A 24,377-nucleotide genomic window follows, 5' to 3' on the forward strand; every position below is an offset into this window, starting at 1 on the left:
GGGTGTTAGCTGCGTTCACGCACCCGAATCACTTACTTGTGTAAGCTCATCGGGATGAGTTCGCTTGCTGCCTACCTGCAACGTCAAGTTCTTTGGTTATCAATTCATCGCTCAATGAGTAACCGGCATTTTTGTAGGCTTGATAACTAGGCACGCAGCTTGCGTTGGGTGTAAAGTGCATCCAACGTGAACAGTAACAGCGCCGCCCAGATAAAGACGAAAGTGACCATCTTATCGTTGCCGATAGTCTCGCCATAGAAAGTGACCGCCAGAATAAACATCAGCGTCGGCCCCAGATATTGGAAGAAGCCCAGTGTCGAAAGGCGCAAGCGGGTGGCGGCGGCGGTGAAGAACAGCAGCGGAATAGTGGTAATCACCCCCGCAGCAGCTAACAGAATATTCAGCGACCAGGCATTGGCCCCCATGTGGCTGGTCGGGCTGTCGGCAATAAAGAACAGGTAAACTGCCGCAATCGGCAATAGCCACATTGTTTCAACCAACATGCCGGTTTGGGCATCAATCCCCAGTTTTTTGCGAATTAAGCCATATAACGCAAAGGTAATCGCCAGGCCCAAACCAATCACGGGCAGTGAACCAAATTGCCACAGCTGAATGAGCACCCCGCCGAACGCCAGTGCCACCGCAACCCATTGCATGCGACGAAAACGCTCGCCGAGAAATAGCATGCCAAATAACACGTTGACCAACGGGTTAATAAAGTAACCCAGACTGGCTTCCAGCATGTGGTTGTGGTTGACCGCCCAAATGAATAATAGCCAGTTACTGGCGATTAGTACGGCGGTAACAGCCAGTAATAACAAACGTTTACGGTTTTTAATGGCGCGGCGAACTTGGGGCCAATTGCGGCTGACAGTCAGTAAAATCAGCATAAAGAAAAATGACCAAATAATCCGATGAGTCAAAATTTCATCAGCCGGCACCTGTTGGATGAGCTTGAAATAAGCAGGGGCAATACCCCAAATAAAATAGGCAGCCAGCGCAAAAAAAATGCCCTGACGGGTTCGTTGTTTATCCATGGTGTGGCTCAGAACAAGAAAGGAGATGCGGTGAGTGTACTTAACTTCACGTTATTATTCATCACCGCAATAGGTCGCATCAGCCAACCAAATAGGTCGCAGTTGCGCTGGCGATATGCATTTGGTTTTCATTATGCAATTCAACTCTGGCAACAGACACCTTGTTACCACTGCGTAAGATGCTGCTGCTGGCAGTAAAGTGCTCACCACGGCCAGGGCGCAAATAGTCGACGCGCAGGTCGATGGTGCCCATTTTCGCCAGCTTCATTTGCAGTTGTTCCTGAATCAGTGGTTCATGGCGAACCAGACTATTCCCAACACATACCAGACCAGCGGCAACATCTAACACTGCGGCAATAACACCGCCGTGCAATATCCGCTGCGCAATATTACCGACCAGCTTGTCATTATTATCAAAAGTAATTTCGGCGTAATCTTGCTCGAAACGAGTTAATTTTAATCCCAATTCGCGGTTAAATGGCATGTGATAAACAAAAATTTCACCAATAAGGCTACGGGCACTTTCCAGTGTTAAAGGTGTTACAGGCATTATTTTTCTCTTAAAAGATAATTTCTCATGTTATTAGTTTGTTTATTTTATGCTCCTATTTTGTTGTTTTCCAGTCGTTAAATCATAAATATAAACAACACTAATCTCAGATAACATTTGTGTGTAGAATGAGCTGTTTTCATTACAAATAGAAATAATTCGTAAAACGATGAGGGAATTATGGGTAGATTTTGGCAGGTTTTAATCGCGTTATTACTGGTGCCAACATTGGCGCAAGCAGAAGAAGCAACGGTTGAGAAAATTCATGACGCACCGACAGTGCGTGGCAGCATTATCGCGGCGATGTTGCAGGATCACGACAATCCGTTCTTACTTTATCCGTATGAAACAAACTATTTGTTATACACCTATACCAGCGATATCAATAAAGATGCGATAAGCTCTTATGATTGGGCGCAGAATGCCAATAAGGATGAAGTTAAATTCCAACTGAGTTTAGGCTTCCCTATCTGGCGCGGTATTGCCGGTGATAACTCGTTGCTGGGTGCGTCTTATACTCAACGTTCCTGGTGGCAAGCATCGAACAAAGATGAATCTTCACCTTTCCGTGAAACCAACTACGAACCGCAAGTGTTCCTGGCATGGGCCACAGATTATGAGCTGGCGGGCTGGACATTCCGTGAAGTAGAGTTTGGTTATAATCACCAATCTAACGGCAAAGCCGATCCAACCTCACGTAGCTGGGATCGCGTTTATACCCGCTTCATGGCACAACGCGGCAACTTGGAAATTGACCTGAAACCTTGGTATCGTTTGCCCGAAAATGATGCCAAAGATGACAACCCGGATATCAATAAATACATGGGTTATTACCGCCTGAAAGTGGGCTATGCTCTGGGTGAAAGTGTGTTTAGTCTGGATGGTCGCTATAACTGGAATACGGGTTACGGCGGTGCTGAAATGGGCTGGAGCTACCCGATTACCAAGCATGTTCGTTTCTATACCCAAGTGTTCAGTGGCTATGGTGAGTCAATGATTGACTATAACTTTAGGCAAACACGGGTGGGTGTGGGTATCATGTTGAATGATGTCCTTTAACGTCATCCGGCGTTAGAAAAGTTTCAGACACAGGCCGGTTCACCGGCCTGTGCAGATCTCATAGTTGGGGAATAGTGTGTCAACCGCCGCAGTGATAAATAGGGAGTTACTGGCACAGCAAGTATTGCGAGATACTTTCGGCTACCAGCAATTTCGGCCCGGACAACAAGAAATTATCAATGCCACCCTATCAGGGCAAGACTGTCTGGTAGTGATGCCAACGGGCGGTGGTAAATCTTTGTGCTATCAGATACCGGCATTGGTGACGGATGGCCTAACGTTGGTGGTCTCCCCCTTAATCTCTCTGATGAAAGACCAGGTTGACCAACTGCTGGCCTATGGTGTGGGCGCGGGGTGCTTAAACTCATCACAAACTCGTGAGCAGCAATTGGCGGTGATGGACGGGTGCCGCAGTGGTCAAATTAAACTGCTGTATATCGCACCGGAACGGCTGGTGATGGAGAGTTTTCTCGACCAACTACATCAGTGGCGTCCTGCGCTGTTGGCGGTGGATGAGGCGCACTGCATCTCTCAATGGGGCCATGATTTCCGCCCGGAATACCGTGCCCTTGGTCAGTTAAAGCAACGTTTCCCTGATTTACCGGTAATAGCGCTGACCGCGACGGCTGATGAAGCCACGCGCGGTGATATCGTGCGGCTGCTTAATCTGGAGCAGCCCTTAATTCAGGTCAGCAGTTTTGACCGCCCCAATATTCGCTACACCTTGGTAGAGAAGTTCAAACCCCTTGATCAACTGTGGCGCTTTGTTCAAGACCAGCGCGGCAAAAGTGGCATTATTTACTGCAACAGTCGGGCAAAAGTGGAAGACACCACCGCGCGCCTACAAAGCCGTGGTTTAAGTGTGGCGGCTTACCATGCGGGGTTGGATAATGAGCGCCGGGCGCATGTGCAGGAAGCTTTCCAGCGCGATGACTTGCAAGTGGTGGTCGCCACCGTGGCTTTCGGCATGGGGATTAACAAACCCAACGTCCGCTTTGTGGTGCATTTTGATATTCCGCGCACTATCGAATCTTACTATCAGGAAACTGGCCGTGCCGGGCGTGATGGTCTACCCGCCGAGGCGATGTTGCTGTATGACCCGGCCGATATGGCGTGGTTACGCCGCTGTCTGGAAGAGAAACCGACCGGCGCACAACAAGATATTGAGCGGCATAAACTCAATGCGATGGGGGCTTTTGCCGAAGCACAAACCTGCCGCCGATTGGTGTTGCTGAACTATTTTGGTGAGGGCAAGCAGCAGCCATGCGGTAACTGCGATATTTGTTTGGATCCGCCAAAGCGCTATGATGGGCTGGCTGATGCGCAAAAAGCGCTGTCTTGTGTGTATCGGGTCGGGCAACAGTTTGGTTTGGGCTATATCGTCGAGGTGCTGCGCGGGGCAAATAATCAGCGCATTCGTGAGTTTGGTCATGACAAACTGTCGGTCTATGGCATTGGTCGCGAGCAAAGCCATGAGCACTGGGTCAGTGTGTTGCGCCAGCTAATTCACCTTGGGTTACTGAGCCAAAATATCGCGATGTTCTCTGCTTTGCAGTTGACCGAGGCCGCGCGTCCGGTATTACGTGCTGAATTGCCATTACAATTGGCGGTGCCGCGTATTCAGAGTTTGAAAGTGCGCAGCAGTGCTAATCAAAAATCCTACGGCGGCAATTACGATCGCAAATTATTCGCCAAATTGCGTAAATTGCGCAAATCTATCGCCGACGAAGGCAATATTCCGCCTTATGTGGTGTTTAACGACACCACCTTGTTGGAGATGGCGGAGCAGATGCCGATCACGGCCAGTGAGCTGTTGAGTGTCAGTGGCGTCGGGCAACGTAAGTTGGAGCGCTTTGGCGCGCCGTTTATGGCGATGATCCGCGACCACGTAGATAACAACGACGACTAACAGGTCGCCTTTCCTGCTATGAGAATCTCATTATGCTAATGCTATTTCTGACTGTCGCGCTAGTGCATTTGGTGGCTCTGATGAGCCCCGGCCCGGATTTCTTTTTTGTCTCGCAAACCGCGGCCAGCCGCTCACGGCGCGAAGCCATGATGGGTGTGGTCGGTATTTCGCTGGGGATTGTGGTTTGGGCTGGTGTCGCCCTGATGGGGCTAAATCTCATTTTGCAGAAAATGGCGTGGTTACATGAAATCATTATGGTCGGCGGTGGGTTATATCTGTGCTGGATGGGTTGGCAACTGCTGAAATCCGCCCGTTCCAAACAAGATACTTCAGAAAGTGAGGTGCAAGTTGCACTTCCTGCGCGTGGCCGGACTTTCGTGCGTGGTTTTCTGACTAATTTATCGAACCCCAAAGCGGTTATCTATTTCGGCAGCGTATTTTCATTGTTTGTTGGTGATAATGTGACTGCTGGCGCACGCTGGGGTTTATTTGTACTGATTGTGGCGGAAACTTTTATATGGTTTAGCATTGTGGCCTGTGTCTTTGCTTTGCCGGTGATGCGCCGTGGTTACCAACGATTATCCAAATGGATTGATGGGCTGGCAGGGGTACTCTTTGCTGGTTTTGGTATCCATCTGATATTGTCTCGCTAGCGAGTTCCCCAACCGGTGAGTTACCCGGTCGGGGCATATCAATGTATTTTATACTTTGCGCGCGGTGGCTAATAATGCGCCTACCAACATGAATAAACCGCCAAATATCCGATTCAATAATTTCATTTGCTGCGGTGATTTAATCCAGCCCGCGATTCGCGTAGCAAGAGTCGCGTAACCCATCATCACGATAATATCGACTATCACACTGGTGCTGCCGAGAATCAGATATTGCGCCACTTGCGGTTGATGCGGCAGGACAAATTGTGGAAACAACGCGGCCAGAAAAACAATGCTTTTCGGGTTGGTCAGGTTGACGAACACCGCGCGTTTAAACAGCTTGCGCCGTGGCAGGCTGTTCGCTAATGCATGCAAGTCCAGCGCCCCGGCGGCGCGCCATTGTTGTATGCCAAGCCAAATTAAGTAAGCCGCTCCGAGCCATTTTAACAGCTCAAATGCCAGCAGAGATTGTGAAATCAGTGCGCCAAGGCCCACCCCGACCAGCACAATATGCACAGCCAGCCCCAATTGTAATCCGCAGATGGAGGCAATCACGCCGCGCGTACCATGACTGATGGTGGTGCTCATAGTATTGATGGCACCCGATCCGGGGGACAAACTGAGAATAATTGTGGTCAGCAGATAAGTTAACCACCAGTCTAAGGTCATTGGCAAAACTCCCAGAATGCATAAATTTATGCCACAATACTCTATTGCTAATCAATGTGCTATGGCTCACAGAGTACCCAATGACTCCAGCCAAAGGATGCAATCAGCTATGATTTATAACGTTATATTATATCGGGCCGCACTATGCTGTTAGAGACAAACTATGCCGCTATAGAGACAAACTATGTCGTTATAGAGACACACTATGCCGTTAGATAATAGCTGGTTGACCCGTGAAGAGCAGTTTGCTGCTTTTGTTAACGGCCCATTGTTAGATTTTTGGCAGCAGCGGGATGAAGACGAGTTTATGGGGGTCGATAATATCCCCATTCGCTATGTTCGTTTTTGCTCACCTCAACATACCCGCGTGGTGGTGGTGGTGCCTGGTCGCATTGAAAGTTACGTCAAATACCCCGAAGTAGCTTATGATCTATTCCAGCAAGGCTATGATGTTATAGTGTTGGATCATCGTGGTCAGGGGCGATCAGGGCGTATACTGGAGGATGGTAACCGCGGTCATGTGATCAAATTTGATGATTACATTGAAGATTTTGCGCAGTTGGTGCAGCGCGAAATAACCGGTAGCCATTATCAGCAGCGTTTTGCACTGGCCCATTCTATGGGGGGCGCAATTCTGACGCGCTTTTTGGCGCAGCAGCCAGAGGCATTTGATGCCGTGGCGCTTTGTGCGCCCATGTTTGGCATCCATTTGCCGATGCCGGGCTGGCTGGCTCACCGGATTGTCGACTGGGCTGAAAAGCATCAAAAACTGCGGGATTATTACGCCATCGGCACTGGGCAATGGCGGCCATTACCCTATATGGTCAATATGTTGACTCACAGCCGTGAGCGCTATCGCCGCTATTTGCGCCAATATGCGGATACACCAGAAATCCGTGTCGGCGGGCCAACTTATCATTGGATCCGTGAAAGCATGCTGGTGGGTGAGCAAATTATCGCCCAGGCAGACAAAATTACTACGCCGGTTCTGTTACTACAGGCCAGTGAGGATCGGGTAGTGCATAACCCGGCCCATAATGCATTTTCTCAGGCAATGATTCTGGCGGGGCACCCTTGCGAAGGGGGGCAGCCTAAGGTCATTCAAGGTGCACGCCATGAGATCCTGTTCGAGCGGGACACCCTGCGTGCCGAGGCGCTAAGCGCCATATTGCGTTTTTTTGCGCAACATAACTCTTCTTTGCAACATAAACATTGTCTGCAACATAAACAATCCGTCGGCCGGTAAATCCCGACACCACCAGAGGTTAGAACATACCGCTATGTATCATGTTGTTGCTTCCGATTTAGATGGCACCCTGCTGTCACCTGACCACATATTGACGCCTTATACCAAAGAGACACTCAAGTTGCTGACGCAGCGCGATGTGCACTTTGTGTTTGCGACTGGCCGCCACCATATTGATGTGGCCCAAATCCGCGACAACCTGGATATCAGCGCCTTTATGATAACCTCCAACGGCGCGCGTGTGCATAACACCGCAGGGGAGCTGATTTTCAGTCATAACCTCGATGCTGACATTGCCCGTGATTTGTACAATATTGAACATCACAATTCAGATATTCTGACCAACGTCTATTTGAATGATGAATGGTATATGAACCGCGAAAGCCCTGAACAGGAAGAGTTTTTCCGCGAGTCGGTGTTCAAATATCAAGTGTTCGAGCCAGCTTTGCTGCCGACTGACGGGGTGTGTAAGGTTTACTTCACCTGCGAAGATCACGATAAATTATTGATTTTGGAAGAAGCCATCAATGCACGTTGGGGCGATCGGGTGAATGTCAGCTTCTCTTTCCCGACCTGTCTGGAAGTGATGGGCGGCGGGGTGTCCAAGGGCCATGCGCTTGAGCAAGTGTCTAAAATTATTGGTTATTCATTGAAAGAATGTATCGCGTTTGGCGATGGTATGAATGATCTGGAAATGCTGTCTATGTCGGGCAAGGGCTGCATCATGCGCGATGCTCATCAGCGCCTAAAAGATATGTTACCGAACCTGGAAGTGATCGGCTCAAATGCCGATGACGCAGTACCCCATTATCTGCGCAAGATGTTTTTAGGTACTGATAAGTAACTGATTCATTGCAGTAAAAAAAATGGCGCACTGTAGATGAGTGCGCCATTTCTTATATTAAGTTATCTCAGATGCTAAGTTATCCCAGATAAATCACTTACTGGTGTTGTCCCTGTTTTTGCAGGAATTGCACACCCTTATCTGGGAAGTCGGTAAATACCCCGTCAACCCCGGCTTGATTGTAAATAATATCAAACAGTTGGTTTACATCAGTGGCGTATTTAGGCAGTTTGTCCGCGCGGATAGTAAACGGATGCACCATCATATTGCTGGCATGCGCTTCCTTGACCATATCCGTCAGCTTGATGTTATCTGGTGTCGAGGTTTCCACCACCAGCATATGGTAGTCTGGGCCGATGCCGTCAGCATATTGCGCGATTTTCTTCATTGCGCCTGGCTTGAACATCCAGTCATAGCTGTAATTAACCCACTCACCATTAGGTTTCTGTTCGTAGGTTTCTTTCCAGTCAGTGTAAGCCACCAGTTGAACCAGTTTCAGGTCCATGCCCATCTTGGGTTCCAGCTCATTTTTGATACGTTTTAATTCATTGGCATCAAAGCATTGCAGATAGACTTTATCGGCTTTGGTGGTGTAACCGTACTGTTTTAACACTTCCAACACTTTGGTAGAAATGTCCTTACCTTCTTGCTTATGGAACCATGGCGCTTTGATTTCAGGGTAGATACCGATATTTTTACCGGTCGAATGATTCAGCCCCTGAACAAATTCAATCTCTTCCTGGAAAGTGTGCACACGGAAATCAGACTTGCCCATTGGGAAGCGGCCCGGATAGCTCTGCACTTTCTTACCATCTTTACCAATATCAAAGCCTTCGGTAAATTTCAGTGACTTGATTTCTGGTAGCGTAAAGTCAATAGCGTAATAACGACCATCTTTACGGGCGCGGTCAGGGAAGCGATCGGCGACATCTGTTACCCGGTCAAGATAATGGTCATGGAGAACTACTAACTCATTATCTTTGGTCATCACCAAATCTTGCTCAAGATAATCAGCGCCCTGTGCGTAGGCCATAGCTTTGGCGGGCAGTGAGTGCTCCGGCAAGTAGCCACTGGCACCGCGGTGCGCGATGACAACTTTATCTGCTGATTTATCTTGGGCTAAGGGTTCCGCTGCCTGTGCCATGCCGACGACTGAGGATGCCAGAATCATGCTCGCTATCAGTGATTTGATGTGGGTTTGCATTGATATTATTCCTTTTATCAATTTCAGGGTATGAAAAAGGCTGTGTCGCTATTCATCCATATAGATAACGGCACAGCCTGTAAGCTACTTGATCATTTGGATATTATTTTTTATCCAGCTCGGCCTGTCTGGCTAGCTCAGCGTGATGTTTTTTCTCACTGAACATGACGACGATCAATAACAGAACAGCGATAATGCTGCCGCCAATCATGACCATAAAGCCGCCGTCCCAACCGAAGTAGTCAACGGTGTAACCAACAATGGCGCTGGCCGCAACCGAGCCACCCAGATAACCGAATAAACCGGTAAAGCCTGCGGCAGTACCCGCTGCTTTTTTCGGCGCTAATTCAAGGGCATGTAAGCCAATTAACATCACCGGGCCGTAAATCAGGAAGCCGATAGTGATCATACAGGCCATATCGATACCTGGGTTACCGACCGGGTTCAGCCAGTAAATAATGGTCGCGATAGTCACCAACGTCATAAAGAACACGCCGGTGGCACCACGGTTACCTTTAAATACTTTGTCGGACATCCAACCACACAACAGCGTCCCTGGAATACCAGCGTATTCATACAGGAAATAAGCCCATGAGGATTTATCCAGTGCGAAGTGTTTGACTTCTTTCAGGTAGGTTGGTGACCAGTCGAGGATGCCGTAACGCAGCAAATAAACAAACACGTTAGCAATCGCGATATACCACAACAATTTGTTGGGCAAGATGTATTGCATAAAGATTTGTTTCGCGGTCAGCTCTTCTTCCGCTTCTTTGCTGTAGTCATCCGGATAGTCGTTTTTGTACTCTTCAATCGGTGGCAAGCCCACAGATTGAGGCGTATCACGCATTAGGCCGAAGACAATCAATGCCACCAATATGGCACCGAAAGCGGGCATATAGAGCGCAGCTTTCCAGTCGTTAAACCATGCCATACCCAGCAAGAACAGCAATGGCGGCAAGCCACCACCGACGTTATGGGCGCAGTTCCAGACAGAAACGATACTGCCGCGTTCTTTCTTCGACCACCAGTGCACCATGGTACGGCCACATGGCGGCCAACCCATTCCCTGGAACCAGCCGCATAAGAACAGCAGCACAAACATCACGGCGATACTGGATGTTGCCCAAGGGACGAACCCCATAAACAGCATCACGGCTGCGGAGAGAATCAAACCGGCAGAGAGGAATACGCGTGGATTCGAACGGTCAGACACCGAACCCATGATGAATTTTGAGAAGCCATAAGCAATAGAAATACCGGATAGTGCGAAGCCCAGATCCCCACGAGAGAAACCTTGTTCGATCAAATACGGCATGGCCAGAGTAAAGTTTTTACGCACCAAATAGTAGGCCGCGTAACCGAAAAAGATGCCCATGAAGATTTGCCAGCGTAAGCGGCGGTAAGTGGGGTCAACCTGGTCTGTGGGAAGCCTTGCCACATGTGGCGCGGGCTTAAAAATACTCAACATGAGTGCCTCCGATGGCTTTTTTGTAATTTTTTGACTCCGGTATAGCCTGGTATCTACCCGGTGGTTAAGCGCTGCCGATGGTTAAACGGCGAAGCAATTGTCGTTTATATTCTATAACGAGCGTCATACTAGATAGGATTGCGAAACTTATCTGTGAGTGATGGCGCATTTGTTACAGTTATATGAAAGCGGCGGCAATTTTGAGCGATTGGTTAACATTTTGAAACCGCTAATGACAAATTACCTGTGACTTTGATCACAATCATGGTTTTTATGCGCCATATTGTTTTCGTTTTTGGTTCGTTTTTGTTCCTTATCAAACAATATCCATAAAGACTGTGGCTCAATAGACTCATAATTAGCCGTCAGGCGGCTGTCTGATAATATGGGGTCTTTCATGACGAACAGTTCTCCTTACACAGAAACGGATGTCATCATCATTGGTGGTGGCGCGACGGGTGCTGGAATAGCTCGAGACTGTGCTCGGCGGGGTTTGGCCTGTACTCTGCTCGAGCGGCATGACATTGCCACCGGCGCGACAGGCCGTAACCATGGCTTATTACACAGTGGTGCGCGTTATGCTGTGACTGACGGCGAATCCGCGCGTGAATGTATTGAAGAAAACCGGATTCTCAAACGCATTGCCCGCCATTGTATTGAGCAAACAGATGGTTTGTTTATCACCTTGCCGGAAGACTCCTTGGAATATCAGGCGCAATTTATTGCGCGCTGTCAGGAGGCGGGGATCGACGCCGAAGCCATTGATCCAAAACAAGCATTGCGGCTCGAACCTGCTGCTAACCCCGCGCTAATTGCTGCCGTCCGCGTGCCCGATGGCACTGTTGACCCCTTCCGCCTCACCGCCGCCAATATGTTGGATGCCCGTGAGCACGGGGCCAATGTACTCACTTATCATCAAGTTATCGGATTATTACGTCAGGGTGACCGGGTGAGCGGCGTGCGCGTTTTCGACAGTAAAAATCAGCGTCAATATGATATCCATGCGCAAATCGTGGTCAATGCCGCGGGGATCTGGGGTCAGCACATTGCTGAATATGCTGATCTTCGTATCCGCATGTTTCCTGCCAAAGGCGCGCTGTTGATCCTCGGTCATCGGATCAACAACATGGTGATCAACCGCTGCCGTAAACCGGCTGATGCCGACATTTTGGTGCCAGGCGATACTATTTCACTGATTGGCACCACCTCCACCCATATTGAATATGATCAGATAGACAATATGATAGTAACGGCACAAGAGGTGGATACCTTAATTCGCGAAGGCTCAAAATTATCACCGCAATTGGCGCAAACGCGCATTTTACGCGCTTATGCCGGAGTCAGGCCGCTGGTCGCTAGTGATGATGATCCTTCAGGGCGTAATGTCAGCCGTGGCATCGTCTTGCTCGACCACGCCAGCCGTGATGGGTTGGAGGGCTTTATCACCATCACTGGCGGCAAGTTGATGACTTACCGGCTGATGGCGGAGTGGGCAACAGATAAAGTCTGTGAAAAGCTCGGTGTAACAGCGGCTTGCACCACGGCCCAAGAGCCACTTCCCGGTTCACAGCAATCAGCAGAACAAACGCTCAGCAAAGTGATTTCTTTGCCCGCCAGTATTCGCGGCTCAGCCGTTTATCGTCATGGCGACCGCGCGACCCAGTTATTAGCCGGAAACCGTCTGGACAACAGTTTAGTGTGTGAATGCGAGGCGGTCACCGCCGGTGAAGTGCGCTATGCCATTGAATCTTTGTCAGTTAATAACCTATTGGATTTACGCCGCCGCACTCGCGTTGGCATGGGGACGTGCCAGGGAGAGCTTTGCGCTTGCCGGGCGGCGGGCTTACTCAGCCGTTTTAAAGTGACCACACCGCAACAATCCCGTGAACAACTTGGCCAGTTTTTGAATGAGCGTTGGAAAGGGGTGCGCCCAATAGCTTGGGGTGACGCTTTGCGGGAAAGTGAGTTTACCCATTGGGTTTATCAAGGGCTATGTGGTCTGGATGATAGCCCGAGTGCGGCCAATGAGCAGGAGAAACGCGATGAAATTTGATGTGATTATCATCGGCGGCGGGTTAGCTGGGCTGGCTTGCGGTATCCGCCTCGCCGAGCAAGGCAAATATTGCGCGATTGTCAGCGCCGGTCAAAATGCACTGCATTTTTCCTCCGGTTCTTTGGATCTGTTGGCGAAATTGCCCAATGGGCAGGCGGTCAGCCAGCCACTCTCTGCGCTTGAAACCTTAGCGGAGCTAACGCCTGAGCATCCTTATAGCAAAATGGGGCAAACAGGGTCGGTGGGCGAGCTCGCGTATCAAGCTGAATCCCTGTTAAGCCGCTGCGGGCTGAATCTGGTCGGCAGCGCGGCTGAAAATCACTTGCGCCTGACCCCGCTGGGCAGCTGCCGCCCCACGTGGTTGAGTTCGTCGGATATTCCCGTCGCGCCATTAAAAGGCCCGCTACCCTGGCAAAAAGTGGCGGTGATTGGCATTGAAGGATTCCTCGATTTTCAGCCACAGATGGTGGCCAGTGCTTTGCAGGAGCAGGGCGTTGAAGCCACAGCAGATTATCTGCATTTACCGGCGCTCGACCGTTTACGCGATAATCCCAGTGAATTTCGTGCGGTGAATATTGCGCGGGTGCTGGATTTGCCCGAAAACCGGCAACCGCTGGCCGATGAACTGGCGCGATTGTCATCAACAGCGGAAATGATTTTACTGCCAGCCTGCATTGGGCTGGATGAATCAGCACCCTTAGAGGCGCTGCGCGCGGCGGTGGGCAAACCGATTCAATTGTTGCCAACATTGCCGCCGTCATTGCTCGGCATGCGCTTACATCAAGCGCTGCGTCGTCGTTTTCAGCAATTAGGCGGCATTGTTATGCCGGGTGATGCGGTATTGCGCGCCGAACTGGTCGGAAACCGAATTACCGGGCTGTATAGCCGCAATCATGGCGATATTCCGTTGCGGGCGGCTCAGATGGTGCTGGCGAGTGGCAGTTTCTTCAGTAATGGGCTGGTGGCGACTTTTGAGCATATCTATGAACCCATACTGGATTTGGATATTTTATCACTGCCAAACCGCGCAGATTGGAGCCACAGCAATATGTTTGCGCCGCAACCTTATTTGCAATTTGGCGTGAACACCGATAACCGGTTACGGGCGCTGCGTGGCGGTGTCGCACTGGATAACTTGCATGTTATTGGCGCTGTTCTCGGCGGCTATGACCCGCTGCAACAGGGGTGTGGTGCAGGGGTTTCATTGACCAGTGCATTGTTCGTGGCAGAGCAGATTGTCAGCGCTATGGGGGTGACATTATGACAGCGTTACCGCAGCACAAAAGCGCTCAGGATGAGCCTCTCTCTCAGCATCAACATTTGGCACGGGATAACAGCTTTGAAAGTTGTATCAAATGTACGGTTTGCACCACATATTGCCCGGTAGCGAAAGTTAACCCGCTTTATCCGGGGCCAAAACAGGCTGGCCCCGATGGTGAGCGCCTGCGTTTGAAAGATCCGGCGCTGTATGACGATGCATTGAAATACTGCACTAACTGTAAGCGCTGTGAAGTGGCTTGCCCGTCAGATGTCAAAATCGGTGACATCATCCAGCGCGCTAAAGCCAGTTACAGCAGCAATAAACCCAAACTGCGTGATGCTATCCTCAGTCACACCGATTTCATGGGCACTCTCTCGACGCCATTTGCTCCAGTCATCAATGCGGTCACGGGGTTAAAACCGGTGCGGGTTTTACTGGATAAAGCGCTGAAAATTGACCACCGGCGCGAGTTGCCAAAATATTCGTTTGGCACTTTCCGCCGCTGGTATCGCAAACAAGCTGAGAAACAGCAGCAATATACGGAACAGGTAGCATTCTTCCACGGCTGTTTTGTCAACTATAACCATCCGCAGTTGGGCAAGGATTTAGTCAGTGTATTCAATGCGATGAACATTGGTGTTCAATTGCTTAAACGCGAAAAATGCTGTGGTGTGCCGCTGATTGCGAATGGGTTTATTGAACAGGCGAAAAAACAGGCGCGGGTGAATTTGGAATCCCTCACTGACGCGGTAATTACTCGAGATATTCCGGTGGTCGCCACCTCCTCAAGCTGTACTTTTACCCTGCGCGATGAGTATCCGCATTTACTGGATGTCGATACCGCGCCGGTGCGCGACAGAGTGGAACTGGCGACTCGCTATCTCTACCGTTTATTAGAAAAAGGGCGGGAATTGCCGCTCAAGCCGCTGTATTCAGAGGAAAAGAGTTCGGCCCAAAACAAACCGCTGCGCATTGCTTATCACACCCCCTGTCATATGGAGAAAATGGGCTGGACGGCTTATACCTTGGCGCTACTTCAACGCATCCCAGGTATTGAGCTGGTGGTGTTAGATTCTCAATGTTGCGGGATTGCTGGGACATATGGTTTTAAATCAGAGAACTACGCGACATCCCAAGGGATCGGGGCATCATTATTCCAACAGATTGAAGACAGTGGTGTTGATTTAGTGATTACCGACTGCGAAACCTGCAAATGGCAGATTGAGATGTCGACCAGCAAGAAATGCGAACACCCTATTACCTTACTTGCACGAGCACTGGCGTGATAGTCAAAGACAGAGCGCGGGTTTACCCGCGCTCTTAGGCTGATGACAAAGTGGCTTATCGCTTACTGAGTGAAGGGTTGACCGCACCTCGGGGCACTCCGACGGCTTACGCCGTTACGACCCCAACGGCGCGTTTCCCCTTCATTTGGCTTTATCCGCGCTATATTGGGAAGATTATCCCAGATTTATGGCAGTGATAATGGGCTCAACTTTAAGGTGCTGATAATGGATTCAGCTTCAGTCTGTGCTTGCTGCTGATTGTCGGCCGGTAAGGTAATTTGTAATGTCATCAATCGGTTATCGACTTTACCCATCAATACGGACGAATAGGCTTTTTGCCCACCACTAGTAATAATGCTGTCCAATTGCTGGAAAGGATGCCCGTCTACCTTAATGGCTTTGTTCGTCACAACCTGTAGGTTGGCATCACGAGCGCGTTGCTGTTCAGCCAGACGCTCAGTCAGAACATCCAAAGCTTCATTGGTATTATCACCTAAAATCACGATAACCGCTTTATCGCCAGTTTTGTTGGCATAAACGTGCATGTTATTGGTTTGGTTGCCCATTTTTCCGCTTTGGTCAGACAAATCTGCCGGCAAAACAAACGCCACTTTGCCATCTAACAAGCTGACGGGCTGGCCCACATTGTTATCGCTGCCGCCATCGCAAGCACTTAATCCCACGACCAGCAGGCCAACAGCAAGAAACTTGGTTATTTTATGCATGGTAATCCCTTATCGATGATTAATATCCCCTCTGATTTGAGATGGCAGAGGGAACAGCAACGCCAACCACTTTGGGTATGCGACCTTATCGCACCTTATTCAGACGCTAAAAGCAATCTATTATTAAGCAATCTATTATTCATGAATCTATGGGTTAGAAATCCATGGGTTAGAAATCTATTGTTCAGCGGGGCTGACCCGAGTTAGCGTTTGCTGTTCAGTCTGCCGGGCAAAATACTTCAGTAACACATTGAGCATTACGCCATAGGCAGGCAAGAAAAACAACATGCAGATCAGTAGCTTGAAGCTATAATCCACCAAGGCGATTTCCACCCAATTTGCCGCCATAAAAGGATCGGAACTGCGGTAGAACGCAATAAAGAAGAAGGCCATGGTATCGCTGATATTGCCAAAGAACATGGCAGCAGTGGGGGCAACCCACCATGCGCTGCGCTGGCGAAGGCGGTTAAAGACTTGAACATCAAGAATTTGACCCAGCACATATGCCATAAAGCTCGCCACCGCGATACGGGCGACTACCAGATTAAAACTGGTTAATGCCGGGAACCCTTGCCAGCTTCCCTGATAAAACAGGGCGGAAATCAGATAAGAGATAAGTAAGGCTGGCAGCATGACAGACAAAATAATCCGGCGCGCCAAAGGAGCACCAAAAATCCGTACAGTCAGATCAGTGGCTAAGAAGATAAATGGAAAGGTAAAAGCTCCCCAAGTGGTGTGAAAACCGAAGATAGCGATCGGTAATTGCACCAGATAGTTACTGGAGGTAATGATGACTATATGGAATAGCGCCAGCCATACCAAAGCGGTCATCCGCTGTTGGGCAGTAAACGAAAACATAAATGTGACCTTTTTGGTTATTGGGGTGAGGGAACCCAAACATAATGTGCCGCAATTTCTGCGACGCGCCGCATAATACGCGTTTGCGCAACGAATGCAATGCTTAGTTTTAGCGCAATCGCGGGCCTTTCTATGAAAGTTATTGCGCCCTTGCACCCAACAACCGGCGGAGTAAACTATTAGGCTTTATAAGTTCGCCCGCTTTGTAAGTTCGCTTACACTTTATATTATTAGTAACCTGCTTATTGACACACAAGAGAACTGCAATGACCGATATTTTTGCCGATCCGGACAAAACACTTGATGCACTAGGATTACGCTGCCCAGAGCCGGTGATGATGGTGCGTAAAACCGTCCGGCATATGGAGGACGGCCAAACTCTGCTGATTATTGCTGATGATCCGGCCACGACCCGTGATATCCCCGGTTTTTGCCGCTTTATGGATCACCAGTTACTGGCACAAGATACCCAACAGACACCTTATCGCTATTTGGTCAAGAAAGGGGCAAAAGCGGAATGACGTGGGCTTTTACCCCAGTGTTCAAAAACTGATATTTGTTTCAAAACTGACATTTGTTTCAAAACTGATAGTTGCTTCAAATATCTCGTTTGCGCAATAACCTCAACGCGTTTGCTGTCACTAAGGCAGTTGCGCCGGAATCGGCTAATACTGCCAGCCACAAGCCGGTTAAGCCCAATAAAGTGGTCACCAGAAAAATACCTTTTAACCCTAATGCGATAGTAATGTTCTGGCGAATATTAGCGTTGGCCGCTCGTGATAACAGGATGATTTCTGCCAACCCAGTTAGTCGGTTATGGGTCAGTGCGGCATCGGCGGTCTCCAATGCGACATCAGTGCCACTGCCCATCGCGATGCCAATACTGGCTGCTTTCATTGCCGGAGCATCATTAATACCGTCACCCACCATCACCGTCGGGTGTGTCGCATTTAGCGCCATAACTGCCTGCACTTTATCGGCAGGCAGCAATCCAGCGCGGTAATCAATCCCCAGCTCACTGGCAATAGCCGCCGCCGCGCGAGGGTTATCACCCGTTAGCATTACTCCTTGAATACCTAACTTTTTCAGTGAATCAATGGCCTGTTTAGCATCAGTGCGTAAAGTGTCGCGCAGTGCCACTAAACCAATGAATTTCTCATTTTCCAACACGGCGACCGCCGTTTTACCGCTATTTTCTAGTTCATCAAGCAGTGCTTGCCACTCAGCACTCAATAATTCCGGTGATATCTTACTGGGAGCACTGACACGAACCACTATCCCGTTAACCGTGCCCTCAACACCGATACCCGCCAACGCACGCCGTTCCTCGGCGAGTGGCAACAGGGGGGTATTTTGTTGCGCACGTTGCATGATGGCGATTGCCAGCGGATGGTGCGACCCTGCCTCTACCGCTGCCGCAAGCGCCAACAGGCTAGTTTCACTCACACCGGATACTGGCAGAATATCAGTGACTTGCGGTTTCCCCTCCGTCAGAGTACCGGTTTTATCGAAAGCAACAGTTTGAATGCGACCCAATTGCTCAAGCGCCGCGCCCCCTTTAATTAATGCCCCGCGCCGTGTTGCCGCAGCCAGTGCCGAGGTAATGGCCGCCGGAGTGGAAATGACCAGGGCACATGGGCAGCCAATCAGCAGCAATGTCAGGCCGCGGTAAATCCAGGTTTCCCAAGGCTCGGCAAAAGCTAAAGGCGGAACCAGCATCACCAGTGCTGAGAGAAGCATAATGGCGGGAGTGTAAATGCGACTAAAACGGTCAATGAAACGCTCAATAGGCGCCCGACGTTCTTCTGCTAATTCAATGAGTTGTAGAATGCGGTCAATGGCATTATTACCGGGTTCAGAGATAACTCGCATTTCGGTAGCGCGATCGACCGATAAACTCCCTGCCGCGACTTTCTCACCTTGCACGCGTTCAACAGGAACAGACTCGCCGGTGAGAGCACTTTCATCAAAACTGGCAAATGGAGTCATTAATTCCGCATCAGCGGGCAGACGGCCCCCCGGTGAGATTTCAATGATATCGCCGGGGCGTAAACTGGCAACGGGCACCTGCTGGCGTTCACCGTTCTTGAGCAGCAATGCCTCTTCAGGTACCAGCGCCATTAGCGCGGTCACGCCACGGCGCGCGCGGTTTGCCGCATAAGATTCCAGCAATTCGCCGATCATAAACAGCAGTAATACCATTGCGGCTTCAGCCGTCGCGCCAATAAACATCGCGCCGATAGCCGCGACGCTCATCAAGGTTTCGATTGCAAAGGGGGTGCCGGAACGGATGAGTTTCCAGGCTTTGGTCGCAACGGGGATCAGCCCGACAATGGTGGTTGCGGCAAATGCGAATTCACTCAGCTGAATGCTGAATAATGAGATTCCCCAACTGATGAGCATCAGTGTGGTTAATAATATGATTGGTAAATATTCACGAACACGAGATTCTGGCGCAGTGTTTTTGCTCGCCATGGTCGACTGAGTATCGACCAGACTGAATCCAGCCTGTATGACGGCCTGCTGCACTTGGGAGCGAATATCTAAACGGGCATCGACCACCAGTTTTTCTGTAGCAAACAGGACTTTTACATTTTCAACGCCGCTCAGACTGCTGACTGCATTTTCAATTTTACGGGCACAACTTGGGCAATCCATTCCGTTAACTTGCCAACTAAATCGCTGGCTATCAGAAGGCGTCACGAGAGTAAGTCTGTCGCTTTCCTCGTCACCTTCATCGGCATGACTCTGGCTACAGCAACCACCTTCTTGATGTGAATGCTCACTCACTGAATTTGTGCTGTTATTGCTGGAATTGGTTGCTTGTTGGCTACTGCAACCGGTTTGTTTTTTGGCATGACTATGACCACAGCCGCATTGGCTCTGTGTATCTGTTGAATGTTGATGTTCGGAATGTGAATGCATGGTGCCTCCTGGACAGAATGTAAAAGGTATACAGGATTTAGCCGGTATAACTGCACTCTACACCTTAGAGTCAACTCCAGAGTCAAGAGGGTAAATGAGAATAATTACTAAACAGAGCTGAGAATAAGAGGGCATATCTGAAGATCACGCATTCTGTGCTGAGTACTCAGGCTCCATCCTTGGAACCTGCTGGTCGGCGTTCTTTGCAAAACAATATGTTGCCGAAAAATACATTCACAAAATAATGTTGCGCGGTAATGGGTAATTACAAATACAGCGACCTGACAATTAGGAAGTGCCCAACAAAATAGCATCCTGCAACAATGGCGTCAGAGGCTCGGAAAGAAAAACGATAGCGATTTAGGAGCCAGACGACATGGGATAGCAGCAATAACACGGTTCCTGTCAGCAATGAGAAACTCATGTCGGTGCTACGAGCAAAATACTGTTCGCCAGCCATCCATACCATGAGTAATGTCATTCCGACGAAAGCAACCACCGGCCAGCGCATTTCATCTAGCCGAGTCCAAATCGTGGCTAACAACAATGCGCCCACGATGATGAGAACTAAGGGAAGCGGCCAGAACAGGGTGAATGTCATCTGGCTGGCAAAACTAATGGTATACAGTAAATGGGAGAGGAAGAATGCACCCAGAGCATAAAGTAAGCGCTCACTGGGTAGCAGCAAGAGAGCATCCGCAACCAGAGTTGCCAGCAAGCCCAAAACAATCAGATAGCCCGCAGGGCCTAGAATAGGCGCTTGCCATGCGAGTAACAGCAACAGTAACAGAGTGACGGGTTTGAATACCCAACGTTGCCAGCGTGGGCCTCGGTAAGTTGCATCGACAAACAACCAACCAGAAAAGAATACGGCAAGGAATGGCCAGCTCATTATTTATCCTTTTTTCTATACAGGTTTCAGTGAAAGTACCTGTGTTGTAATGATAATCCGCAACGCCAATGACTCTGAGAATACATCAATTAAGTGTAAGGGATGGAAGCCAAGAGTGATAGCAGCACTACAGTGATTTGCATGATTTGTGCCACTTAATGCGTAGCAGTGCGCATAATCAGATTTAGCTGTGGGGGCAAACTGCTGAAGTCTTGGCCTTGTCTGGTTCACATGTTATGTTAACGCCGATTTCCGTTCGCTAAATCAAGGGATAGAGGCAATAGCACATGGTCAATGAACAATTGCTTTATCGCATTCAGTTTATAAATAATGGTAAGAATTATCAGCTTTATGTCAGAGAAGTCGGCCCAAGTACCTTATTTGGGTTTATTGAAATTGCAGATTTTGTCTTTGATAGTCAATCGACCTTACTGGTTGACCCCTCAACAGAAAAATTGAAGACAGAATTTTCCGGCGTTAACCGCAGCTATATCCCCCTTCATTCAGTCATTCGCATTGATGCGGTAACTGAAAAGGGCAGTGCTCGGATCTCTGAGTTGGGCAGCAACGTGATGAGCTTCCCTTATCTACCAGGTAATAAACCTTAAATCCCTCTCGCCAAGTGAGCTTTAGCGAGCAAGATTATTATGAATAAACTTCCGTTATTATTTATTGCTGTGGTGGTATTGATTGTTGTGCTGGCAACTCGCCAATATTGGCAGAAAAAACGGCAAGATGCGGAAAATGACCGCTCACCGGTGCGCAGCTTACAAGTTGAAGTTATTGATAAACGTGAAGTATTAGCGCCAAACCGCCGTTCGCGTCAACGTGAAGAGATTGTTGCTGAAGATAAACGCTATGAAGTTTATTTCCGGCCACTGCTGAGTACCCTAGAGGTAACTAAGGGCAGCGACATCAAAATGATACTGCCACAGGCAGAATATAATCGTATAGATCAAGGTGCGAAAGGCACTCTACGTTTACAGGGGACGCGCTATATTGGCTTTACCCCAAATTCACTCGGTCAATAAATAACCTGTCGCCATAACAAAAATATATCTAGCGACAGTGAGTATTATTTTTTAGGCAATAGCGGCTGTTTTTTTTGCCAAGCCAACAATTCGAAAACCCCGAACACAAAAATTTTGAATTGTTGCCATCCACTGATTGGCTGATCTTTCGGCTGCGTAGATTTAAGTAATATCAGTTGCAAACCATGCATCAAGACCATGAAGATCATTGCGACATCAATAAAGTATTTCAAAGGCTTAGGAAACGGCTGGAACAGATTCAACAATAAGAAAAACCATACTCCTAACATCAATAACCGGCCGATATTAATCCACATGGTGTTGCTCCTGTTCTTCAGCTGATACCGTGTTTTTGAGAGTTTCTTCGCTACGAATATAGAGGCGATAAGCAACCTGTCCGGCAATTTTCTCTCGATGTAACTGCCAATTGGCCGGGACATCAGTGGCGGCACTTTCTGCTTCTGCTTCAACATAAATCCAGGCATCAGCCGTCAGCCAGTTGAATTGTTCCAATAAATTGATGGTTTCAGCCAGTAAACCTTTACGAAAAGGAGGGTCAAGGAATACCAAATCGAAAGGCTGGCCCGGCTGGGCTAACCATTGCAAAGAATTGGTATTGACCACTTGTCCATTGGCGGCACTCAATAATGTCAGGTTGTTGCTCAGCTGTTTAGCGACATGTCGGTCAGCTTCTAGCAGTATAGCAACACCTGCATAACGGGATAGTGCCTCCAGTCCTAAGGCGCCGCTGCCTGCAAAGCAATCCAAACATCGGGCGCCTTGAATCATGGGCGCAAGCCAGTTGAACAATGTTTCTCTGACTCGATCAGTGGTAGGGCGCAGCCCAGGGCTAACGGGGACAGGTAATTTGCGCCCTCGCCATTTACCGCCAATGATGCGGATTTGTCCTGCGGACTGCTGTGGAGCTTGTTTTGCTTTTGCTATCGGTCGCTTTGCCATAGATCGCTTTGCTTGAAAGTTGGCCAGTATTACAGCACTGAATAAAAAAGTTAGTCACTATTCTACCTATGTGTGCAGTGTGGGGGAAACGTTAAACCTTTGTTGATTGAATTCACAATAGAAAGCAGCATCGTGCGCGTGTTGCTGTTCAGGGGAAAGTGATAGACTTGCGAACTATTATCTTATTTATGCAAACCCAAAGTAATTAGAGTCCAAAAATGGCAAAAGAAAAAAAACGTGGATTTTTTTCCTGGCTGGGCTTAGGCCGTCAGAATGAAGAACACACAGCAGAGCCATTGGCTACTGAGAAAGAAGATGCAGCTGAGCTGGTTATCGAAGAGCAGGCTATCAGCGAAAAACAGGCTGAAATAGCTTCAGAAAATACCGCTGACGCGGCGGCAGAGCTCGAGCAGGTCGCCCCAGGTGAATTGGATAGCGCTGCAATTAGCGAAGCTGCGGCTGAAATTTCGCCAGAGGTCGCAGTAGAACCAACTGCGCAACTAGTTGAAGAAAATATAGATTTTGCTGAAGATCCTCAATATTTACAGCATCATTTCTCACAGAGTCACAGTGATAAAGCCAACGTTGACTCATGGGATGAAGGTACTGTTAGTGCGCCAGAATTGCCGCTGACGGAAAGTCATGTTGTTATCGATATTCCAGAGCCACAAGCTATTGTTGATGAACCTCCGGTCGAGGTCATTGAGGTGTTTGCTAGCCTTGAAGACGAAATCGTAGCCGAAGAAAGCATTGAAACCGAACAAGACATTGAAACCGAAGAAACAATCGTAGCAGCTGCTCAAGAACAAGAACGGCCAACCAAAGAAGGTTTCTTTGCCCGTTTAAAACGCAGCTTAATCAAAACCAAGCAGAATCTTGGCTCCGGTTTTATGGGGTTGTTCAGCGGTAAGAAAATCGACGACGATCTGTTTGAAGAACTGGAAGAACAACTCCTGATCGCCGACGTTGGCGTCGAAACAACCCGCAAAATTATTACCTCTCTGACAGAGCATGCTAGCCGTAAGCAACTAAAAGATGCTGAAGCTCTGTATGGCAAGCTCAAAGAGGAAATGTCTGAAATTCTGTCTAAAGTAGACAAACCATTAGATGTCAGTGGTAAGAATCCATTTGTTATTTTAATGGTTGGCGTCAATGGGGTGGGTAAAACTACTACCATCGGTAAGTTGGCGCGCCAATTCCAGGCCGAAGGGAAATCTGTCATGTTGGCTGCGGGTGACACTTTCCGCGCAGCGGCGGTAGAACAGCTACAAGTTTGGGGTGATCGCAACAAGATTGCTGTAGTTGCACAACATACCGGCGCAGATTCAGCATCAGTCATTTTCGATGCTATTCAGGCGGCTAAAGCGCGAGGCATTGATGTGCTGTTGGCTGATACCGCCGGGCGTTTGCAAAATAAAGCCCACTTGATGGAAGAGCTGAAGAAGATTGTCCGCGTGATGAAAAAGCTGGACGGCGATGCCCCCCATGAGGTTATGCTGACGTTGGATGCCAGTACCGGACAAAATGCGGTGAGTCAGGCGAAACTGTTTAATGAAGCAGTGGGTTTGACCGGAATTACCCTGACTAAGCTCGATGGTACCGCCAAGGGTGGGGTAATATTTGCCATCGCAGATCAGTTCGGTATCCCAATCCGTTATATCGGCGTTGGGGAAGGTATAGAGGATTTACGGCCATTTAAGGCTGACGATTTTATTGAGGCTCTTTTTGCCCGAGAGGATTAATACGG

The 24,377-nt window shown here is 49.0% G+C and carries 23 protein-coding genes; 12 read left to right on the plus strand and 11 right to left on the minus strand.

Going from position 1 to position 24,377, the window contains the following annotated elements:
* Positions 1-146: 146 nt before the first annotated feature.
* Together rarD and DXZ79_RS01110 are read right to left on the minus strand one after the other, a co-directional pair.
* A complete protein-coding gene (gene rarD / locus DXZ79_RS01105) occupies positions 147-1,037 on the minus strand; it encodes an EamA family transporter RarD (RefSeq protein ID WP_038638212.1) in 891 nt (296 codons plus the stop codon).
* A 79-nt stretch (positions 1,038-1,116) separates the two neighbouring features.
* Positions 1,117-1,587, minus strand: coding sequence for a thioesterase family protein (locus tag DXZ79_RS01110; RefSeq protein ID WP_038638214.1), 471 nt, complete (start codon positions 1,585-1,587; stop codon positions 1,117-1,119).
* Between the two features lie 180 nt (positions 1,588-1,767).
* Here DXZ79_RS01110 and pldA point away from each other — a divergent pair, with 180 nt between their 5' ends.
* The 3 genes from pldA to rhtC all read left to right on the plus strand — a co-directional run bounded on the left by pldA (position 1,768) and on the right by rhtC (position 5,208).
* Positions 1,768-2,646, plus strand: coding sequence for a phospholipase A (gene pldA, locus DXZ79_RS01115; RefSeq protein ID WP_038638216.1), 879 nt, complete (start codon positions 1,768-1,770; stop codon positions 2,644-2,646).
* A 76-nt stretch (positions 2,647-2,722) separates the two neighbouring features.
* On the plus strand, positions 2,723-4,555 hold the full coding sequence (gene recQ, locus DXZ79_RS01120) for an ATP-dependent DNA helicase RecQ (RefSeq protein ID WP_050292301.1): 1,833 nt from the start codon (positions 2,723-2,725) through the stop codon (positions 4,553-4,555).
* Between the two features lie 32 nt (positions 4,556-4,587).
* Entirely contained in the window at positions 4,588-5,208 is a 621-nt protein-coding gene (gene rhtC, locus DXZ79_RS01125) for a threonine export protein RhtC (RefSeq protein WP_120010996.1), read from the plus strand.
* Positions 5,209-5,256: 48 nt separating this feature from the next.
* Here rhtC and rhtB read toward each other — a convergent pair whose 3' ends face one another.
* Complete coding sequence (rhtB, locus tag DXZ79_RS01130) at positions 5,257-5,877, minus strand: homoserine/homoserine lactone efflux protein (protein WP_120010997.1); 621 nt, start codon at positions 5,875-5,877, stop codon at positions 5,257-5,259.
* Between the two features lie 205 nt (positions 5,878-6,082).
* Here rhtB and pldB point away from each other — a divergent pair, with 205 nt between their 5' ends.
* Together pldB and yigL are read left to right on the plus strand one after the other, a co-directional pair.
* A complete protein-coding gene (gene pldB / locus DXZ79_RS01135; RefSeq protein ID WP_120010998.1) occupies positions 6,083-7,123 on the plus strand; it encodes a lysophospholipase L2 in 1,041 nt (346 codons plus the stop codon).
* 34 nt (positions 7,124-7,157) lie between these two features.
* Positions 7,158-7,967 carry a sugar/pyridoxal phosphate phosphatase YigL gene (gene yigL, locus DXZ79_RS01140; protein ID WP_038638227.1) on the plus strand — a complete coding sequence of 270 codons (810 nt, stop codon included), beginning with the start codon at positions 7,158-7,160 and terminating at the stop codon, positions 7,965-7,967.
* 97 nt (positions 7,968-8,064) lie between these two features.
* On the opposite strand, the gene glpQ is transcribed toward yigL, so the two are convergent.
* Together glpQ and glpT are read right to left on the minus strand one after the other, a co-directional pair.
* On the minus strand, positions 8,065-9,171 hold the full coding sequence (gene glpQ / locus DXZ79_RS01145; protein ID WP_038638235.1) for a glycerophosphodiester phosphodiesterase: 1,107 nt from the start codon (positions 9,169-9,171) through the stop codon (positions 8,065-8,067).
* Between the two features lie 103 nt (positions 9,172-9,274).
* Positions 9,275-10,639 carry a glycerol-3-phosphate transporter gene (glpT, locus tag DXZ79_RS01150; RefSeq protein WP_038638237.1) on the minus strand — a complete coding sequence of 455 codons (1,365 nt, stop codon included), beginning with the start codon at positions 10,637-10,639 and terminating at the stop codon, positions 9,275-9,277.
* Between the two features lie 397 nt (positions 10,640-11,036).
* On the opposite strand from glpT, the gene glpA reads away from it, so the two are divergent.
* Genes glpA through glpC form a run of 3 tightly spaced genes read left to right on the plus strand, consistent with a single transcriptional unit; the run spans position 11,037 to position 15,239 of the window.
* Positions 11,037-12,692, plus strand: a complete 1,656-nt coding sequence (gene glpA, locus DXZ79_RS01155) for an anaerobic glycerol-3-phosphate dehydrogenase subunit A (RefSeq protein ID WP_038638239.1) — start codon at positions 11,037-11,039, stop codon at positions 12,690-12,692.
* Complete coding sequence (gene glpB, locus DXZ79_RS01160) at positions 12,682-13,956, plus strand: glycerol-3-phosphate dehydrogenase subunit GlpB (RefSeq protein ID WP_038638241.1); 1,275 nt, start codon at positions 12,682-12,684, stop codon at positions 13,954-13,956. The genes glpA and glpB overlap by 11 nt, the downstream gene beginning before the upstream one ends.
* Positions 13,953-15,239, plus strand: a complete 1,287-nt coding sequence (gene glpC, locus DXZ79_RS01165) for an anaerobic glycerol-3-phosphate dehydrogenase subunit GlpC (RefSeq protein ID WP_038638243.1) — start codon at positions 13,953-13,955, stop codon at positions 15,237-15,239. Before glpB ends, glpC begins: the two co-directional genes overlap by 4 nt.
* 185 nt (positions 15,240-15,424) lie before the next feature.
* On the opposite strand, the gene DXZ79_RS01170 is transcribed toward glpC, so the two are convergent.
* Complete coding sequence (locus DXZ79_RS01170; protein WP_038638245.1) at positions 15,425-15,964, minus strand: DcrB family lipoprotein; 540 nt, start codon at positions 15,962-15,964, stop codon at positions 15,425-15,427.
* Between the two features lie 177 nt (positions 15,965-16,141).
* Positions 16,142-16,822, minus strand: coding sequence for a 7-cyano-7-deazaguanine/7-aminomethyl-7-deazaguanine transporter (locus DXZ79_RS01175; protein WP_038638253.1), 681 nt, complete (start codon positions 16,820-16,822; stop codon positions 16,142-16,144).
* Positions 16,823-17,088: 266 nt separating this feature from the next.
* Between DXZ79_RS01175 and tusA the strand changes: the two genes are divergently transcribed.
* Complete coding sequence (gene tusA / locus DXZ79_RS01180) at positions 17,089-17,343, plus strand: sulfurtransferase TusA (protein ID WP_038638256.1); 255 nt, start codon at positions 17,089-17,091, stop codon at positions 17,341-17,343.
* Between the two features lie 76 nt (positions 17,344-17,419).
* Here tusA and DXZ79_RS01185 read toward each other — a convergent pair whose 3' ends face one another.
* Both DXZ79_RS01185 and DXZ79_RS01190 read right to left on the minus strand, forming a co-directional pair.
* Complete coding sequence (locus DXZ79_RS01185; protein WP_038638259.1) at positions 17,420-19,747, minus strand: zinc/cadmium/mercury/lead-transporting ATPase; 2,328 nt, start codon at positions 19,745-19,747, stop codon at positions 17,420-17,422.
* Between the two features lie 265 nt (positions 19,748-20,012).
* Positions 20,013-20,639, minus strand: coding sequence for a lysoplasmalogenase (locus DXZ79_RS01190; protein WP_038638262.1), 627 nt, complete (start codon positions 20,637-20,639; stop codon positions 20,013-20,015).
* Between the two features lie 287 nt (positions 20,640-20,926).
* On the opposite strand from DXZ79_RS01190, the gene DXZ79_RS01195 reads away from it, so the two are divergent.
* Positions 20,927-21,247, plus strand: coding sequence for a DUF1820 family protein (locus tag DXZ79_RS01195; protein ID WP_038638266.1), 321 nt, complete (start codon positions 20,927-20,929; stop codon positions 21,245-21,247).
* Between the two features lie 39 nt (positions 21,248-21,286).
* Positions 21,287-21,670: a DUF2500 domain-containing protein gene (locus DXZ79_RS01200; RefSeq protein ID WP_038638269.1), complete on the plus strand. Its 384-nt coding sequence runs from the start codon at positions 21,287-21,289 to the stop codon at positions 21,668-21,670.
* Positions 21,671-21,714: 44 nt separating this feature from the next.
* Here DXZ79_RS01200 and DXZ79_RS01205 read toward each other — a convergent pair whose 3' ends face one another.
* Positions 21,715-21,987 (minus strand): DUF1145 family protein, encoded by a 273-nt coding sequence (locus tag DXZ79_RS01205; RefSeq protein WP_038638271.1) that lies wholly within the window; start codon positions 21,985-21,987, stop codon positions 21,715-21,717.
* Entirely contained in the window at positions 21,977-22,630 is a 654-nt protein-coding gene (gene rsmD / locus DXZ79_RS01210) for a 16S rRNA (guanine(966)-N(2))-methyltransferase (RefSeq protein WP_038638274.1), read from the minus strand. The genes DXZ79_RS01205 and rsmD overlap by 11 nt, the downstream gene beginning before the upstream one ends.
* 218 nt (positions 22,631-22,848) lie before the next feature.
* Between rsmD and ftsY the strand changes: the two genes are divergently transcribed.
* The gene (gene ftsY, locus DXZ79_RS01215; RefSeq protein WP_050292296.1) at positions 22,849-24,372 is read left to right on the plus strand and encodes a signal recognition particle-docking protein FtsY; all 1,524 of its coding nucleotides are present in this window, start codon (positions 22,849-22,851) and stop codon (positions 24,370-24,372) included.
* Positions 24,373-24,377: the final 5 nt, after the last annotated feature.

Source organism: Yersinia rochesterensis, assembly GCF_003600645.1.
GTDB classification, from domain to species: Bacteria; Pseudomonadota; Gammaproteobacteria; order Enterobacterales; family Enterobacteriaceae; genus Yersinia; species Yersinia rochesterensis.

Bases quoted from the DNA above. Each gene is read 5' to 3' on its own strand.
- glpT (WP_038638237.1), bottom strand. From the start codon at position 10,639: ATGTTGAGTATTTTTAAGCCCGCGCCACATGTGGCAAGGCTTCCCACA.
- glpA (WP_038638239.1), top strand. From the start codon at position 11,037: ATGACGAACAGTTCTCCTTACACAGAAACGGATGTCATCATCATTGGT.
- pldA (WP_038638216.1), top strand. From the start codon at position 1,768: ATGGGTAGATTTTGGCAGGTTTTAATCGCGTTATTACTGGTGCCAACA.
- DXZ79_RS01185 (WP_038638259.1), bottom strand. From the start codon at position 19,747: ATGCATTCACATTCCGAACATCAACATTCAACAGATACACAGAGCCAA.
- DXZ79_RS01200 (WP_038638269.1), top strand. From the start codon at position 21,287: ATGAATAAACTTCCGTTATTATTTATTGCTGTGGTGGTATTGATTGTT.
- DXZ79_RS01190 (WP_038638262.1), bottom strand. From the start codon at position 20,639: ATGAGCTGGCCATTCCTTGCCGTATTCTTTTCTGGTTGGTTGTTTGTC.
- glpB (WP_038638241.1), top strand. From the start codon at position 12,682: ATGAAATTTGATGTGATTATCATCGGCGGCGGGTTAGCTGGGCTGGCT.
- DXZ79_RS01195 (WP_038638266.1), top strand. From the start codon at position 20,927: ATGGTCAATGAACAATTGCTTTATCGCATTCAGTTTATAAATAATGGT.
- rarD (WP_038638212.1), bottom strand. From the start codon at position 1,037: ATGGATAAACAACGAACCCGTCAGGGCATTTTTTTTGCGCTGGCTGCC.
- yigL (WP_038638227.1), top strand. From the start codon at position 7,158: ATGTATCATGTTGTTGCTTCCGATTTAGATGGCACCCTGCTGTCACCT.
- glpC (WP_038638243.1), top strand. From the start codon at position 13,953: ATGACAGCGTTACCGCAGCACAAAAGCGCTCAGGATGAGCCTCTCTCT.
- DXZ79_RS01175 (WP_038638253.1), bottom strand. From the start codon at position 16,822: ATGTTTTCGTTTACTGCCCAACAGCGGATGACCGCTTTGGTATGGCTG.
- DXZ79_RS01110 (WP_038638214.1), bottom strand. From the start codon at position 1,587: ATGCCTGTAACACCTTTAACACTGGAAAGTGCCCGTAGCCTTATTGGT.
- pldB (WP_120010998.1), top strand. From the start codon at position 6,083: ATGCCGTTAGATAATAGCTGGTTGACCCGTGAAGAGCAGTTTGCTGCT.
- rsmD (WP_038638274.1), bottom strand. From the start codon at position 22,630: ATGGCAAAGCGACCGATAGCAAAAGCAAAACAAGCTCCACAGCAGTCC.
- tusA (WP_038638256.1), top strand. From the start codon at position 17,089: ATGACCGATATTTTTGCCGATCCGGACAAAACACTTGATGCACTAGGA.
- rhtC (WP_120010996.1), top strand. From the start codon at position 4,588: ATGCTAATGCTATTTCTGACTGTCGCGCTAGTGCATTTGGTGGCTCTG.
- ftsY (WP_050292296.1), top strand. From the start codon at position 22,849: ATGGCAAAAGAAAAAAAACGTGGATTTTTTTCCTGGCTGGGCTTAGGC.
- rhtB (WP_120010997.1), bottom strand. From the start codon at position 5,877: ATGACCTTAGACTGGTGGTTAACTTATCTGCTGACCACAATTATTCTC.
- DXZ79_RS01205 (WP_038638271.1), bottom strand. From the start codon at position 21,987: ATGTGGATTAATATCGGCCGGTTATTGATGTTAGGAGTATGGTTTTTC.
- glpQ (WP_038638235.1), bottom strand. From the start codon at position 9,171: ATGCAAACCCACATCAAATCACTGATAGCGAGCATGATTCTGGCATCC.
- DXZ79_RS01170 (WP_038638245.1), bottom strand. From the start codon at position 15,964: ATGCATAAAATAACCAAGTTTCTTGCTGTTGGCCTGCTGGTCGTGGGA.